The 15,841-nt window shown below is 72.0% G+C and carries 15 protein-coding genes; 12 read left to right on the forward strand and 3 right to left on the reverse strand.

All coding sequences use genetic code 11. The features are described 5' to 3' along the window. Positions 1-126 precede the first annotated feature (126 nt). A complete protein-coding gene (locus BS80_RS34035; protein ID WP_157536752.1) occupies positions 127-789 on the forward strand; it encodes a MarR family winged helix-turn-helix transcriptional regulator in 663 nt (220 codons plus the stop codon). A 17-nt stretch (positions 790-806) separates the two neighbouring features. On the opposite strand, the gene BS80_RS34040 is transcribed toward BS80_RS34035, so the two are convergent. Continuing rightward, on the reverse strand, positions 807-2,336 hold the full coding sequence (locus BS80_RS34040; RefSeq protein ID WP_408607472.1) for a DNA-3-methyladenine glycosylase 2 family protein: 1,530 nt from the start codon (positions 2,334-2,336) through the stop codon (positions 807-809). Between the two features lie 260 nt (positions 2,337-2,596). Between BS80_RS34040 and BS80_RS34045 the strand changes: the two genes are divergently transcribed. Further along, on the forward strand, positions 2,597-3,847 hold the full coding sequence (locus BS80_RS34045; protein ID WP_051967572.1) for a serine hydrolase domain-containing protein: 1,251 nt from the start codon (positions 2,597-2,599) through the stop codon (positions 3,845-3,847). 11 nt (positions 3,848-3,858) lie between these two features. Here BS80_RS34045 and rsgA read toward each other — a convergent pair whose 3' ends face one another. Beyond that, entirely contained in the window at positions 3,859-4,953 is a 1,095-nt protein-coding gene (rsgA, locus tag BS80_RS34050) for a ribosome small subunit-dependent GTPase A (RefSeq protein WP_035805301.1), read from the reverse strand. Positions 4,954-5,268: 315 nt separating this feature from the next. Next, a complete protein-coding gene (locus BS80_RS34055; protein ID WP_408607459.1) occupies positions 5,269-6,678 on the reverse strand; it encodes a YihY/virulence factor BrkB family protein in 1,410 nt (469 codons plus the stop codon). Between the two features lie 162 nt (positions 6,679-6,840). Between BS80_RS34055 and BS80_RS43950 the strand changes: the two genes are divergently transcribed. The 10 genes from BS80_RS43950 (at position 6,841) to BS80_RS34105 (ending at position 15,838) form a co-directional block, all read left to right on the forward strand. Beyond that, positions 6,841-6,924 carry a putative leader peptide gene (locus BS80_RS43950; RefSeq protein ID WP_310593185.1) on the forward strand — a complete coding sequence of 28 codons (84 nt, stop codon included), beginning with the start codon at positions 6,841-6,843 and terminating at the stop codon, positions 6,922-6,924. A gap of 186 nt (positions 6,925-7,110) precedes the next feature. Then, positions 7,111-8,835 carry a nitrite/sulfite reductase gene (locus tag BS80_RS34060; RefSeq protein ID WP_035805302.1) on the forward strand — a complete coding sequence of 575 codons (1,725 nt, stop codon included), beginning with the start codon at positions 7,111-7,113 and terminating at the stop codon, positions 8,833-8,835. After that, positions 8,832-9,032, forward strand: a complete 201-nt coding sequence (locus tag BS80_RS34065) for a hypothetical protein (protein WP_035805303.1) — start codon at positions 8,832-8,834, stop codon at positions 9,030-9,032. Before BS80_RS34060 ends, BS80_RS34065 begins: the two co-directional genes overlap by 4 nt. Beyond that, positions 9,013-9,714, forward strand: coding sequence for a phosphoadenylyl-sulfate reductase (locus BS80_RS34070; RefSeq protein ID WP_035805304.1), 702 nt, complete (start codon positions 9,013-9,015; stop codon positions 9,712-9,714). The genes BS80_RS34065 and BS80_RS34070 overlap by 20 nt, the downstream gene beginning before the upstream one ends. A gap of 86 nt (positions 9,715-9,800) precedes the next feature. Then, positions 9,801-10,382 (forward strand): adenylyl-sulfate kinase, encoded by a 582-nt coding sequence (gene cysC, locus BS80_RS34075; RefSeq protein WP_051967726.1) that lies wholly within the window; start codon positions 9,801-9,803, stop codon positions 10,380-10,382. Beyond that, a complete protein-coding gene (cysD, locus tag BS80_RS34080) occupies positions 10,379-11,320 on the forward strand; it encodes a sulfate adenylyltransferase subunit CysD (protein ID WP_035804519.1) in 942 nt (313 codons plus the stop codon). The genes cysC and cysD overlap by 4 nt, the downstream gene beginning before the upstream one ends. A 2-nt stretch (positions 11,321-11,322) precedes the next feature. Next, complete coding sequence (locus BS80_RS34085) at positions 11,323-12,648, forward strand: sulfate adenylyltransferase subunit 1 (RefSeq protein WP_035805306.1); 1,326 nt, start codon at positions 11,323-11,325, stop codon at positions 12,646-12,648. A gap of 212 nt (positions 12,649-12,860) precedes the next feature. Continuing rightward, complete coding sequence (locus BS80_RS34095; protein WP_083975667.1) at positions 12,861-14,009, forward strand: aliphatic sulfonate ABC transporter substrate-binding protein; 1,149 nt, start codon at positions 12,861-12,863, stop codon at positions 14,007-14,009. A 148-nt stretch (positions 14,010-14,157) separates the two neighbouring features. Beyond that, on the forward strand, positions 14,158-14,961 hold the full coding sequence (locus tag BS80_RS34100) for an ABC transporter ATP-binding protein (RefSeq protein ID WP_035805312.1): 804 nt from the start codon (positions 14,158-14,160) through the stop codon (positions 14,959-14,961). Continuing rightward, positions 14,948-15,838, forward strand: coding sequence for an ABC transporter permease (locus BS80_RS34105; protein ID WP_035805314.1), 891 nt, complete (start codon positions 14,948-14,950; stop codon positions 15,836-15,838). Before BS80_RS34100 ends, BS80_RS34105 begins: the two co-directional genes overlap by 14 nt. The last annotated feature ends 3 nt before the right edge of the window (positions 15,839-15,841 follow it).

Raw genomic sequence — 15,841 nt, forward strand, 5'->3', positions numbered from 1 at the left:
AGGCCCCCGCTGTTCCATGTCTGCCCGCGACCCTCTCGCCCGCCGATCCAATCGTTGCCGGAAGTACTCCCGTACAGACCTGGTCCATGACAGAGCCATGTGCTAGGAACCGCTACGCTGTCGCCCATGCCGCCGCAGCCCCACCTCGATCCGACCGAGCCGCGTTCCGCTCGTCCGGCCCCCTCCGCGACGACCACCGCCGCAACAACCAGCGCCGCGACCAGCTCCAGCGCCACCGCCGCGACCGGCGCCACCGCCCCGGCCGGGCGTGACTCCGCGCTGGAGGAGGCGCTGGCGATCGAACGCGCCCAGCGGCTGACCGACGTGGTCACCCGGCTGCGCCGGGCCCTGCGCAGCAGCATCCGCACGGACTACCCGTGGGAGTCGCTGCCGATGGCGCAGGTCGAGCTGCTGCAGACACTCGCCGCCGCGCCGCTGCGGGTCGGCGAGCTGGCGGCGCGCCAGCGGCTGGCGCCGAACACCGTCAGCGGGCTGGTCGGGAAGCTGTTGGACGCTGGCTTCGTGGACCGTCAGGCCGATCCGGGTGACCGCCGCACCGCGCGGATCGCGCTCACCCCGGCGGGCCACCAGCAGCTGCTGGACTGGCAGCAGGCCCACGAGCGCCGCATCGCCAACGCGCTTGGCACCCTCTCCCCCGCCGACCACGACGCGGTGATGGCCGCCCTCCCCGGCCTGGACCGCCTCGCCCAGGCACTGGCCGGCGTCGGCGGACCCGCCTCACTCGCCGCCCAGGCCGCCCCGGCCGCCCAGGACCAGCGGATCGCCTGACGCCACTCCCCGAAGTGTCAGCCCCCGGCGCCGGCCAGCACCCACAGGTGGTGCACCGCGTACGAGCGCCAGGGCGCCCAGGAGGCCGACAGCCGCTCGGCGGACTTCGGATCGCCCGCCAGGCCCAACCGCTCCAGCCCATGCCGCACGCCGACGTCGCCGGACAGGAAGACGTCCGGGTCGGCCATCGCCCGCATCCGCAGGTACCCGACCGTCCAGGGCCCGATCCCGCGCAGCGCCAGCAGCTCGGCGGCCGCCTCCGCGCGATCCACGCCGCCGTCCAGTCGCACGCTCCCGTCCGCGAGCGCCGCGCACAGCCCGCGCAGCGCCTGCTGGCGGGCGACCGGCATCGCCAGGTCGGCCGGATCAGCGTCGGCCAGCGCGTCGGCGGTCGGGAAGAGCAGGCTGAGCCCGCCGCTCGGCTCGGGCAGCGGGACGCCGTAGCGGACCGCGAGGCGGGCCGCCAGCGTGCGCGCCGCCACCACGGTGATCTGCTGGCCGAGGACCGCGCGCACCGCCAGCTCGTGCGGGTCGACGTGACCGGGTGAGCGCAGCCCGGGCCGGCGGGCCACGACCGGGCCGAGCGCGGGGTCGGCGCCCAGCTGGTCGGCCACCGTCTCGGGGTCGGCGTCGAGGTCGAAGAGCGCGCGCAGCCGGTGCACGGCCGTGGTCAGGTCGCGCAGGTCGGCCAGTTGCAGCCGGCAGTCCAGCCACCCGCGGTCGGCCGGCACGCCGGCGCCGAGCGAGTCCACCTCCGCGATGCCGTGCCCGTGCGGCAGCGCCAGCGTCCGCCGGTACGTCCGCACGCCCGAGCCCACGCCTGCGTCCGCACCCACGCCCGCATCCCCGGAACCCGCCCCGACAACCTCCTCGACGCCCGGCACCGCGCGCAGCGCCAGGAAGTCCATCAGGTGCTCGCTGTCGATCGGCCCGCGGTACGCCAGCCGCAGGCTGAGCGTGCCCACCGGGGCCGTCGCCCGCGCACCGCCGCCGCCGCTCTCCTCGCGCAGGCCGCTCGGTGTGCGGTCGTAGACGGCGCGGACGGTGTCGTTGAACTGCCGCACCGACGCGAACCCGGCCGCGAACGCCACCTCGGTCACCGGCAGCCCGGTCGTCTGGAGCAACAGCCTTGCGGCCTGGGCACGTTGGGCGCGTGCCAGGGCGATCGGGCCGGCCCCGAGCTCGGCGGTCAGCTGGCGTTGCAGCTGGCGCGCGCTGTAGCCCAGGCGGTCCGCGAGCCCGGCGACGCCCTCGCGGTCCACGACGCCGTCGCCGATCAGCCGCATGGCCCGGCCGACCAGGTCGGCGCGGTGGTTCCACTCGGGCGAGCCGGGCACCGAGTCCGGCCGGCAGCGGCGGCAGGCGCGGAAGCCGGCGCCCTGCGCGGCGGCGGCGGTGGGGTAGAAGGCGCAGTTGACGCGTTTGGGCGTCACGGCCGGGCAGCTGGGGCGGCAGTAGATACCGGTGGTGGTCACCGCGGTGAAGAAGACCCCGTCGAAGCGGGCGTCCCGGCTGTCCACGGCCCGGTAGCGGGTCTCGTCGTCGATCACGCGGTCCAGTCTGCTCCTCGGGACGCGCCAGAACTAGCGGGAATCGGACGCGGCCGTCGCCCCCAGGCCGTGTCTGACAATTCGCGGCGGGCCCGGCGGGAATTGTCAGACACGGCCCAGGGCAGGGTCGGACCTGACGGCTGATCAGGGTCGGATCGGGGGCCGTTCAGGGTCGATCCCGATACCGGGCGGCCCGCCCGCCGGACAGGATGATCACACCGGCGACGCACCGCCGCCCTCACCGTACGGAGCACCCGATGAACCCGCTCGTCCGCCGGATCGCGACCCTCGGCCTCGCCGGAACCGCCCTGCTCAGCGCCACCGCCGCCACCGCCGCCCCGGCCTTCGCCGCCGACACCGCCCAGGCCACGGCGGCCCGGGACACCGCCGCGCCGCGCTTCCCGCCGCTCAACCCGGCCGCACTGCTGGCCGCCCTCCAGACCCGGCCCACCGACGGGTCCTCCGGCGCGATCGCCCGGGTCGGCGAGCCCGGGCAGCTCTGGCAGGGTTCCACCGTCGACAGCCAGACCGGCCGCACGATCCCGCAGAACGCGCACTTCCACATCGGCAGCATCTCCAAGACCTTCGAGACCGCCGTCGTCCTGCAGCTGGCCGCCGAGGGCCGGATCGACCTCGACCGGACCGTCCAGTCCTACCTGCCCGGCCTGCTCCCGGCGACCTTCCAGCCGATCACCGTCCGCGAGCTGGTCAACTTCACCAGCGGGCTGCCGGACGTGGACGAGGGCAAGCCCGCGCAGAGCGTCGACGAGCAGATCGCCGACCGCTACGACTACCGCACCTTCGACCAGATCGTCCAGCAGACCCTGCGTCCCGCCGACCGCCCGTGGCCCGGCCCGCACTTCGCCCCCGGCACCGAGCAGGAGTACAACTCGCTCGGCTTCCGGATCGCGGGCGCGCTCATCGAGCAACGGACCGGCCACTCGTTCAAGGACGAGGTCACCGCGCGCATCCTGAAGCCGCTGCACCTGGACCAGACCTCGGTGCCCGAGGACGACCCCGCGATGCCCCGGCCCTACCTGCACGGCTATGTGACGAACGGTCAGGGCGTCGCGGTGGACGTCAGCGAGCAGGGTGGAGACCCGTCCAACATGATCTCCACCCCCGCCGACCTGGACCGTTTCGTCACCGCCCTGTTCCAGGGCCGGGTCGTGCCCGCCTCGCAGCTGAACGAGATGTTCACGCTGCCGACGGACGGCACGGGCAAGCCCCTCCCGTTCGTCGGCAGCTCCTGCAACCCGTCGGGCGGCAAGCCGTCCACGGCCTGCTTCGGCGCCGGCCTGATGTCCACCCCGCTGCCCGACGGCTCACTGCTCTGGGGCAAGACCGGCCACGACGACGGCTACGCCAACGGCATGTTCGCCACCCGCGACCTCTCGGTGCGGGCGGTCTTCTCGGTCTCCAACCTGAGCCTGGACTTCGGCCCGCCGACCGCCCTGTCGGGCCGGCTGCTGACGGCGGTGCTGGCACCGTCGGCGCCGACCCACTGAAGGCCGACCCCTCACGGCCGCACGTGGCCCCGGACGGACTTGCTGCGCGCCTTCCACACCTTGGCCCGCTCACTGGCCAGCCGGGCGTCCGAGCGCGAGGCGATCCACTCGTTCTCGCGCTGGAGCTTGAGGTAGCTGTCCATCCGGCGCTCCGGGAGCGAGCCGTCCGCCAGTGCCGCCAGCACGGCGCAGCCGGGCTCCGAACGGTGCGAGCAGTCGTGGAACCGGCAGTTCCCGGCCAGCTCCGCGATATCGGAGAAGGCCTGTGCGAGGCCCTCGCCGCCGTACAGGCCGACCTCCCGCAGGCCGGGCGTGTCGATCAGCACCCCGCCGCCGGGCAGCGCGAACAGCTCGCGCGTGGTGGTGGTGTGCCGGCCCTTGCCGTCGCTGTCGCGGGTGCGCTGGACCGTCATCAGGTCGGCGCCCGTGAGCGCGTTGGTGAGGGTGGACTTGCCCGCGCCGGACTGGCCGATCAGCACGGTGGTGCCGGGTGTGCAGGCGCGCAGGACATCCAGGCCCTCGCCGGTCTCGGCGCTGACCACGAGCACGGTGACGCCGGGCGCGGCGCGCTCGACGTCCTCGCGGATGAAGTCCGCGTCGTGGACCAGGTCGGCCTTGGTGAGCGCCACCATCGGCTGCGCGCCGCTCTCCCAGGCGAGCGCGAGGAAGCGCTCGATCCGGCCGAGGTCGGGGTCGGTCGCCAGCGAGACGGCGACCAGGACGGTGTCGACATTGGCCGCCAGCACCTGGCCGTCCGACCGCGCGCCGGCGCCCTTGCGGATGATCGCGGTGCCGCGTGGCAGCAGCGCCGAGACCGTCGGCATCGGGGCGGCCGCGAGGTCGACGGCCGCCCAGTCCCCGGTGCAGGGGTTGTCCGTGGTCTGCGCGCCGGCGACCGGACGGGTGTCGGCGCGGACGGTGCGCAGGTCGCCGCTCTCGGGATCGAGGACGACGACGTCGGCCTGCCCGCGGTCGACCCGGGCGAGCCGTCCGGGAGTGAGCCCCGCCTCGGCGAGGGGGGCGAAGAGTTCGTCGAGTTCGGAGGTCCAGCCGTAGCCGGACAGGTCGGACGAGGGGGTGGAGAGGTCGGACGGAGCGTTGAACAACGCGGTGGGCCCTTCGGGAGGAATGCGATTCCCGGGGGCTGAGCGAACGTCAGCCGGCAGCCGGGAGAGCGAGGAGGACGAGGTCGCTGCGCTGGGCAGCCGTGGCGACGGTGACAGCCATCAGGCCCACCTCCCGTTTCTTCTCCCGGACCGTTCTCGACGGCCCTGACGTACCGATCTGTCGCGCGCGGACCACCAGCGGTGGATCCCCCGGGCAGAGCACTGCTCGGCGCGCGGTCGGCAGCCTATGACAGCCGCCGCCGACCGCGCACGGCATTTTCCGGCCCTGCCCCCGGCCCCGCCATCCGAAACTCGCTACTCGTGCGGCGCGTCCCAGGGCGGGCGCGGCGGGTAGCTGGGCAGCGCGGAGTCCACCGGTCCCAGGCCGCCCGGGAACCGGCCGTCCGAGCCCCACGGCTCGGCCGGGTGCTCCACCGGGCCCGTGACGGGCCCCGCGCCGTGCCCCCCGTGCCCCGGGCGCGCGGCGTGGTGGGGGGACGACCGGGGCACCGGCCGGTCGCTGTCCGGCGGCGGCGGGGGCACCCGGCGACGGCCGGCGCGGGTGCCGAGCCGGCCGCGGACGTTGCCCGGCGCCAGGAAGTCCGCCCAGCGTTCCGGGTACTCGGACGGCACGTCGTCGCCCTCGTCGTCGTCCTCGTCCTCGACGCCCTCGGCCAGCCCCAACTCGCGCGCCATCCGGGCCCGCTCGGCGGCGCGCCGGGTGCCTGCCGCGCGGACCAGCGCCTCGGCGGCCTGCTCGCTGGCGCGCTCGTTCTCGGCCCGGGCGTCGGCGGTCTCGACGCTGGGCCAGCGGCGGTCTATGGCGGCGTTCATCGCGGCGCCGATCAGCACCGCGATCGCCACCACGAAGATCCAGAGCAGCACCGCGATGGGCGCCGCGAGCTTGCCGTAGACGGTCGGCCCCTCGACCGAGTGGATCAGGTAGACCCGCAGCACCAGGCTGCAGACCACCAGCACCCCGAGCGCCACCAGCGCGCCCGGGAGGTCCTCCCGCCAGGGCGTGTTGGCGGGCACCGCGAGGTGGTAGAGGGTGGTCAGGAAGACCACCAGGAGCAGTATCGCCACCGGCCAGTAGAGTGCGCTGATCACACCGGTGCTGTTCGGCACCGCGTTCATCACCAGCCCTGGCCCGGCCACCAGCAGCGGCAGCACCAGCGAACCGATCACCAGCGCGCCCAGGTAGAGGCCCAGCGACATCGCGCGGGTCTTGACGATGCCGCGCTTGCCGTCCAGCCCGTACATCACGGTGATGGTGTCGATGAAGATGTAGAGCGCGCGCGAGCCGGACCAGAACGAGAAGACGAAGCCGATCGAGATCAGGTCCGGACGGCCGCTCTCGAACACGCTGTTCAGCAGCGGTTTGACGATCTGGTCGATCGAGGACGTCGAGAGGACGGTGCCGGCCGCCGTGATGATGTCCTGCTGGAGCTTCTGGATGGTGCCGGCGCCGAGCAGGTCGTCGAGGTAGCCGAGCGTCCCGGCCAGGCAGAGCAGCAGCGGCGGGATCGACAGCAGGGTGAAGAACGCCGCCTCCGCCGCGAGCCCGGTGACCCGGTACTCGACGCAGGTGTTGGCGGTGTCCTTGATCAGCGTCCACAGCGTGGCGCGCCAGCTGGACCGCCTGGCCGCCCGCCGCGCGCCCTTGCCGCGCCGTCGCGACGGCCGCTCCGCGTCCGCTCTGCTGATCTCACCTGGTGGCTGCACAGGGCTAACGGTATCGGGCAGGCCGACTCCCCCGGTCGCACCCGTCCCGTCGTGCGCCCGCGGCCTGGCTCGCCGTGACCAGATCTCAGAATGCGAAACAAAGGCGTCCACATCATGGACGTTGGTGGACCGCGCCTCGTTCGGCGTGCGAATCTCTTGTCCATGCCGAGCGCCGGAACCACCCTAGTTGGTCGACTTCACGTCGATCTCCTTCGCGTGTCCAGCGCCATCTGTCCGGTGACCTGAGCCCCACCCCGCCGCCACCACCGCACTGGCGCACGTCGCAGCCCCGTCGCGCCGCCGCCGACAGGTGAGCGCCCACCGGCCGAGGTCACTGCTTCCCACATCCTGTCGAAGATCCGCAGGTCACAGCAGCGACGAGCCCGGGGGATGCCCCGCACCTCGCACCGCACCCTGCCCGAAGGACGACACATGCCCACCACTTCCGAACCGGCCGAGCCCCAGCCCGCCGACGCCACGGCGCGCGCGACTGCTGCCGCCCGCAAGGTGACCCGCCACCGCGGCGAGGGCCAGTGGGGCATGGGGCACTTCACCCCGCTCAACGCCAACGAGCAGTTCAAGAAGGACGACGACGGTCTCAATGTGCGGACACGCATTGAGACGATCTACGCCCAGAACGGCTTCGACTCGATCGATCCGTCCGATCTGCGCGGCCGGATGCGCTGGTGGGGTCTCTACACCCAGCGCAAGGAGGGCATCGACGGCGGCAAGACCGCGATCCTCGACCCGCACGAGCTGGACGCCGAGTTCTTCATGCTCCGGGTCCGGATCGACGGCGGGCGGCTGACCGTCGCGCAGCTGAAGGCCATCGCCGAGGTGTCCGAGCTGTACGGGCGCGGCACCGCCGACCTGACCGACCGCCAGAACATCCAGTACCACTGGATCCGGATCGAGGACATGCCCGCGATCTGGCAGAAGCTGGAGGGCGTCGGGCTGTCCACCACCGAGGCGTGCGGCGACACCCCCCGGGTGATCCTCGGCTCGCCGGTGGCCGGCATCGCCGTGGACGAGATCATCGACGGCACCCCGGCCATCGAGGAGATCCAGCGGCGCTTCATCGGCAACCCGGACTTCTCCAACCTGCCGCGCAAGTTCAAGTCGGCGGTCTCCGGATCGCCGCAGCTGGACGTGGCGCACGAGATCAACGACGTCGCGTTCGTCGGCGTGAACCACCCCGAGCACGGCCCGGGCTTCGACCTCTGGGTCGGCGGCGGGCTCTCCACCAACCCCAAGCTGGGCGTGCGGCTGGGTGCCTGGGTCCCGCTGGAGGAGGTCGCGGACGTCTACGGCGGCGTGATCGGCATCTTCCGCGACTACGGCTACCGCCGGCTGCGCAACCGTGCCCGGTTGAAGTTCCTGGTCGCCGACTGGGGCGTGGAGAAGTTCCGCCAGGTGCTCCAGGACGAGTACCTCAAGTACGAGCTGGTCGACGGCCCGGCGCCCGAGCAGCCCACCGGCGTCTGGCGCGACCACGTCGGCGTGCACCGGCAGAAGGACGGCCGCTTCTACGTCGGCTTCGCGCCGCGGGTCGGCCGGGTGCACGGCAAGCTGCTCGGCCAGGTCGCCGAGTTGGCCGCCGCGCACGGCTCCGACCGGCTGCGCACCACCGCCGAGCAGAAGATGCTGGTCCTGGACATCGCCGAGGACCAGGTGGAGTCGCTGGTCGCGGGCCTGGAGGCGCTGGACCTGCGGGTCACCCCGTCCCCGTTCCGGCGCGGCACGATGGCCTGCACCGGCATCGAGTACTGCAAGCTCGCCATCGTGGAGACCAAGGAGCGCGGCCGCACCCTGATCGACGAACTGGAGCAGCGGCTGCCCGAGTTCGCCGAGCCGCTGACCATCAACATCAACGGCTGCCCGAACGCCTGCGCCCGTATCCAGGTCGCGGACATCGGTCTCAAGGGCCAGCTGGTCTCGGACGAGAACGGCGAGCAGGTCGAGGGCTACCAGGTCCACCTGGGCGGCGCGCTGGGCCTGGAGGCCGGGTTCGGCCGCAAGGTCCGCGGCCTCAAGGTCACCAGCGCCGGCCTGCCGGACTACGTCGAGCGGCTGCTGACCCGCTTCCAGGCCGACCGCCAGGACGGCGAGCGGTTCGCCCAGTGGACCGCCAGGGCCAGTGAGGAGCAGCTGTCGTGAGCGAGCGAGCCGCCCCCTTCTACTGCCCCTACTGCGGCGACGAGGACCTGCGTCCCTCGGAGACCGGCGGTCACGGCGCCTGGGAGTGCGCGTCCTGCCGGCGCGCGTTCCAGCTGAAGTTCCTCGGCCTGCTGTCCGCGCCGAACTCGCCGAGCACCGCGAACGGGGGGACACACGATGAGCACCACCAGCACTGACCTGGAGGCGCTGGCCCTGGCGGCCGGCCGCGACCTGGAGGAGGCCTCCGCGCAGGAGGTCATGCGCTGGGCCGCGGAGACCTTCGGCCGGAAGTTCTGCGTCACCTCCTCGATGGAGGACGCGGTCGTCGCCCACCTGGCGTCGACGGCGCTGCCCGGCGTGGACGTGGTCTTCCTGGACACCGGCTACCACTTCCCGGAGACCATCGGCACCCGGGACGCGGTCGCCGCGAGCATGCCGCTCAACGTCATCACGCTGACCCCGCTCCAGTCGGTGGCCGAGCAGGACGCCGAGTACGGACCCAACCTGCACGACCGCGACCCGGACCTGTGCTGCTCGCTGCGCAAGGTCGAGCCGCTGCGGCGTGGCCTCGGGGCCTACGACGCGTGGGCCACCGGGCTGCGCCGCGACGAGTCGCCGAGCCGCGCGAACACCCCGGTGGTCGCCTGGGACGCCAAGCGCCGCAAGGTGAAGATCGCCCCGATCGCCCGCTGGACCCAGGACGACGTGGACGCCTACGTCAACGCCCACGGTGTGCTGCTCAACCCGCTGCTGTGGGACGGGTACACCTCGGTCGGCTGCGCGCCGCTCTCCTGCACGCGCAAGCCGGGCCCGGACGAAGAGGGCCGCGCGGGACGGTGGGCCGGCTCGGGCAAGACCGAGTGCGGTATCCACCTATAAATACGATCTTCTGTGGGAACGGTCCCCCCATGGAAACGATCTTCAAGACGCTTGGAGTTGTGAACGAAGTGACGACAGCCGACACCCTGGCCGCCGGGAGAGCCGCAGAGGCGGCCCCCACGGCCGACGCCTGCGGGCGCGGCGCCACCGTGTGGCTGACCGGGCTGCCCAGCGCCGGCAAGACCACCCTCGCCCTCGCCCTGGCCGACCGGCTGCGGGCGGAGGGTCACCGGGTGGAGGTCCTGGACGGTGACGAGATCCGCGAGTTCCTCTCCAAGGGACTGGGTTTCAGCAAGGAGGACCGGCACACCAACGTGACCCGGATCGGCTTCGTCGCCGAGAAGCTGGCCGCGCACGGTGTGAAGGTCCTCGCCCCGGTGATCGCCCCCTACGCCGACTCCCGGGCCGCCGTCCGTGCCCAGCACGACAAGAACGGCACCCAGTTCCTGGAGATCCACGTCGCCACCCCGGTGGACGTCTGCTCCGAGCGGGACGTCAAGGGCCTCTACGCCAAGCAGGCGGCCGGCGAGATCTCCCACCTGACCGGTGTGGACGACCCGTACGAGGCTCCCGAGAACCCCGACCTGCGGATCCTGACGCACACCCAGTCGGTCGCCGAGTCCGCCGCCGACCTGCACGCCCTTCTGACGAACAGGGGTCTGGCATGACGACCGCAACCACGCCGAGCCTGCGCGAGGAGAGCGGCAACGCTTTCACGCTGTCCCATCTGGACGCGCTGGAGGCGGAGTCGGTGCACATCTTCCGCGAGGTGGCGGGGGAGTTCGAGCGTCCGGTGATCCTCTTCTCGGGCGGCAAGGACTCCATCGTCATGCTGCACCTGGCACTCAAGGCCTTCTGGCCCGCGCCGGTGCCGTTCTCGCTGCTGCACGTCGACACCGGGCACAACTTCCCCGAGGTCATCGACTACCGCGACCGCACCGTCGCCCGGCACTCCCTGCGCCTGCACGTCGCCCACGTCCAGGACTTCATCGACGACGGCCGGCTGCGCGAACGCCCCGACGGCACCCGCAACCCCCTGCAGACCGTCCCGCTGCTGGACGCCATCGAAACCGGCAAGTTCGACGCCGTCTTCGGCGGCGGCCGCCGCGACGAGGAGAAGGCCCGCGCCAAGGAACGCGTCTTCTCCCTGCGCGACGAATTCGGCGCCTGGGACCCCCGCCGCCAACGCCCCGAACTCTGGTCCCTCTACAACGGCAAGCACGCCGTCGGCGAACACGTCCGCGTCTTCCCGCTCTCCAACTGGACCGAACTCGACGTCTGGCAGTACATCGAACGCGAGAACATCGAACTCCCGCAGATCTACTACGCCCACGAACGCGACGTCTTCGCCCGCGACGGCATGTGGCTCACCGCCGGCGACTGGGGCGGCCCCAAGGACACCGAAACCGTCCAACGCCGCACCATCCGCTACCGCACGGTCGGCGACATGTCCTGCACCGGAGCCGTCGACTCCCACGCCGCCACCATCGCCGACGTGATCACCGAGATCGCCGCCAGCCGCCTCACCGAACGCGGCGCCACCCGCGCCGACGACAAGATGTCCGAGGCCGCCATGGAAGACCGCAAGCGCGAGGGGTACTTCTAACCATGAGCACCACCACCGAGACCACCTCGCTGCTGCGCTTCGCCACCGCCGGCTCCGTCGACGACGGCAAGTCCACCCTCGTCGGACGCCTCCTGCACGACTCCAAATCCGTCCTGTCCGACCAGCTGGAAGCCGTCGAACACGCCTCCCGCAAACGCGGCCAGGACGTCCCCGACCTCGCCCTGCTCACCGACGGCCTGCGCGCCGAGCGCGAACAGGGCATCACCATCGACGTCGCCTACCGCTACTTCGCCACCCCCAACCGCCGCTTCATCCTCGCCGACACCCCCGGCCACGTGCAGTACACCCGCAACATGGTCACCGGCGCCTCCACCGCCGAACTCGCCGTCGTCCTCGTCGACGCCCGCAACGGCGTCGTCGAACAGACCCGCCGCCACGCCGCCGTCGCCGCCCTCCTGCGCGTCCCGCACGTCGTCCTGGCCGTCAACAAGATGGACCTCGTCGACTACGCGGAGCCCGTCTTCGCCACCATCGCCGCCGAGTTCACCGCCTACGCCACCTCGCTGGGCCTGGCCGACATCACCACCATCCCCATCAGCGCACTGGCCGGCGACAACGTCGTCGAACCCTCCGCCCACATGGACTGGTACGGCGGACCCACCCTCCTCGAACACCTGGAAACCGTGCAGGTGGCCGGCGCCTCCGGCGACGAACCCGCCCGCTTCCCCGTCCAGTACGTCATCCGCCCCCAGACCGGCGAGCACCGCGACTACCGCGGCTACGCAGGCCAGCTGGCCTCCGGCGTGCTGCGCACCGGCGACACCGTCACCGTCCAACCCTCCGGCCGCACCACCACCGTCGCCGGCATCGACGTCCTCGGCACCGACACCGGCATCGCCTTCGCCCCCCAGTCCATCACCGTCCGCCTCACCGACGACATCGACATCTCCCGCGGCGACCTCATCGCCGCCGGAACAACTCCCCTCCCCACCAAGGACGTCGAAGCCACCGTCTGCCACCTGCACGAACGGCCGCTGCGCGCCGGCGACAAGGTACTGCTCAAGCACACCACCCGCACCGTCCGCGCCATCGTCAAGGAAATCTCCTACCGCATCGACATCGACACCCTCGAACAACGCACCAGCGCCCAGGAGTTGAACGTCAACGACATCGGCCACGCCATCCTGCGCACCGCCGAACCGCTGGCCCTGGACGACTACACCGACAACCGCCGCACCGGATCCTTCCTCCTGATCGACCCGGCCGACGGCACCACCCTCACCGCCGGCATGGCCGGCGGCACCCTGGGCACCGCCGTAGCGGCGAACCCCGAAGCGAACGAGGCGAACGAGGAGGACTGGGTCTGATGTCCGGCGAGGCGTTCTCCGGAATGGACAAGGAAGGCGGCCGCATCGGCAGCGGCGTCCTGGGCAGTGGCCAGGGCGGCATGACCCGATGTGCGTGCGGACAGGCCGTCTGACGACCTGTCACCGGACGCCGTCTTCCCACAGCAGACGGCGTCCGGCCTGTTGGCACCACGACCACCCTCCCAGCCCGTTCCAGTAGAGGATCACCTCCCATGGCTTCCACCCAGGCATCTCCGCATAGCCCCTCCCGCCCCGGCGCCGGGCGCGCCAGACGTGCCGCGATAGCCGCCGTCGCCGCTCTGACCACCGCGACCCTGCTGAGCGCTTGCAGCGGCTACGGCTCCAAGGCCGCCAAGACCGACAGCATCCCGTCGGCGAACGCGTCGGGCGCCAAGCTTTCCGCGGACACCGTCAAGATCGGCTACTTCGCCAACCTGACCCACGGCACCCCGCTGGTCGGCCTCCAGGAGGGCCTGTTCCAGAAGGAGTTGGGCGCCACCCAGGTCAAGACCCAGATCTTCAACGCCGGTCCGGCGGAGATCGAGGCGCTGAACGCCGGGTCCATCGACATCGGCTGGGTCGGCCCCTCCCCGGCGATCAACGGCTACGTGCAGTCCAAGAGCCAGGACCTGAAGATCATCGGCGGCTCGGCCTCCGGCGGCGTCAAGCTGGTGGTCAACCCGGCGAAGATCACCTCCTTGGACGACCTCAAGGGCAAGAAGATCGCCACCCCGCAGCTGGGCAACACCCAGGACGTGGCACTGCTCAACTACCTGGCGGGGAAGGGCTTCAAGGAGGACCCGCAGTCCGGCAAGGGCGATGTCTCGGTGATCCGCACCGACAACAAGGTCACCCCGGACGCCTACTCCTCCGGCGCCATCGACGGCGCCTGGGTGCCCGAGCCCACCGCCTCGGCGCTGGTGGCCAAGGGTGCGAAGGTGCTGCTCGACGAGAGCGACATCTGGCCGAACAAGCAGTTCGTGATCACCAACATCGTCGTCTCGCAGAAGTTCCTGACGGCGCACCCGGACGTGGTGGAGGCCGTGCTGCGCGGCTCGGTGAACACCAACGCCTTCATCAAGGCCAACCCGGACAAGGCCAAGCAGGACGCCAACACCGCCATCCAGACGGCGGGCGGCAGCTCGCTGGCCCCGGCGGTGCTCGACCCGGCCTGGTCCGGCATCCAGTTCCTGGACGACCCGCTGGCCGGCACCCTGCAGACCGAGGCCGACCACGCGGTGACCGCCGGCCTGCTGAAGAAGCCCGACATCTCCGGCATCTACGACCTGACGCTGCTGAACAAGGTGCTCAAGGCCGCCGGCCGGCCGGCGGTCTCCGCCGACGGGCTCGGCACTTCCTGACCCGCACCCCGCGCGGCGCGACCCACCGACTCCGGTGGTCCACCCCCGCCTGGTCCTCGTCGATGCCCAGTCACAGGACCGGGCGGGGGCGGGCCCCCGGCCCCCCTTCGCTTTCTCGCCACACCACACACGCCAGGAGGTGCCCGCAATGAGCACGGCACTGACCACCTCGAAGAACGCCCCGGTGGACGAGAGCCCGACCGGCGCACCCGCCGTCCGGATCTCCCACGTGCACAAGTCCTTCGGCCGTCCCGGCACCGCCACCCCGGTGCTCGACGACATCACCCTCGACGTAGCCCCGGGCGAGTTCGTCTGCCTGCTGGGCGCCTCCGGCTGTGGCAAGTCCACCCTGCTCAACCTGATCGCCGGCCTGGACAAGCCCACCGCCGGCGAGATCGAGGTGCCCTCCGGGCGCCCGGCGCTGATGTTCCAGGAGCACGCGCTCTTCCCCTGGCTGACCGCCGGCAAGAACATCGAACTCGCCTTGCGCCTCAACGGCGTGGCCCGCCCCGAGCGCCGCGCCGAGGCCGAACGGCTGCTGGAGCTGGTCCGCCTGGGCGGCTCCTACGGCAAGCGGGTGCACGAGCTGTCCGGCGGCATGCGCCAGCGCGTCGCGATGGCCCGCGCGCTCGCCCAGGGCAGCCGGGTGCTGCTGATGGACGAGCCGTTCGCGGCGCTGGACGCCATCACCCGCGACGTCCTGCACGACGAGATCACCCGGATCTGGGCGGAGCGTCAGCTGACCGTCGTGTTCGTCACGCACAACGTGCGCGAGGCGGTCCGGCTCGCGCAGCGCGTCGTCCTGCTCTCCTCGCGGCCCGGCCGGGTCGCCCGCGAGTGGCAGATCGACCTGCCGCAGCCGCGCCGCATCGAGTCGGCCGGCGTCGCCGACCTGTCCGTCGAGATCACCGAAGAACTGCGTGGGGAGATCCGCCGCCATGGCCAGCACTGAGACCACCCCGGCGCCCGCCGACGACCTCTCCGGGGTCGAAGCCGGCCTGGACGCCCTGGACTCCGTCCAGATCCAGCGCACCCCGATCGGCCAGCTGCTGCGACAGAAGGCGCTGCCGCCGCTGATCGGCGTGCTGCTGGTGCTCGGCCTCTGGCAGCTCACGTACAGCCTGCACGTGACCGCCAGTTACAACCTGCCCAGCCCCGCGGACGTCTGGGGCAGCCTGACCGACCTCTGGACCGCCGGGACGCTCTTCTCGATCATCTGGACCAGCCTCTGGCGCGGCATCCTCGGCTTCCTCGCCGCCGTCGCCATCGGCACCCCGATCGGCCTGCTGGTCGCCCGGGTCAAGCCGGTCCGCGCGGCGATCGGCCCGATCCTTCAGGGCCTGCAGTCGCTGCCCTCGGTCGCCTGGGTGCCCGCCGCGGTGATCTGGCTCGGCATCAACGACTCGATGATGTACGCGGTCATCCTGCTCGGCGCCGTCCCCTCGATCGCCAACGGCCTGGTCGCCGGCATCGACCAGGTGCCGCCGCTCTTCCTGCGCGCCGGACGGACGCTGGGCGCCAGCGGCATCTCCAACGCACGGCACATCCTGCTGCCGGCCGCGCTGCCCGGCTACCTGGCCGGCCTCAAGCAGGGCTGGGCCTTCTCCTGGCGCTCGCTGATGGCCGCCGAACTGGTCGCCAGCTCCCCCGACCTCGGAATCGGCCTGGGCCGGTACCTGGAGAACCAGCGCGAGGGGATGAGCATGCCCGGCGTGCTGCTCGGCATCATCCTGATCCTGCTGGTCGGCGTCGCGATCGACCTGCTGGTCTTCTCCCCGATCGAGCGCCGCGTGCTGCGCAGCCGCGGCCTGCTGGCCACCGGACGCTGAGCC

It is taken from the genome of Kitasatospora mediocidica KCTC 9733 (assembly GCF_000744225.1).
Taxonomy (GTDB): domain Bacteria; phylum Actinomycetota; class Actinomycetes; order Streptomycetales; family Streptomycetaceae; genus Kitasatospora; species Kitasatospora mediocidica.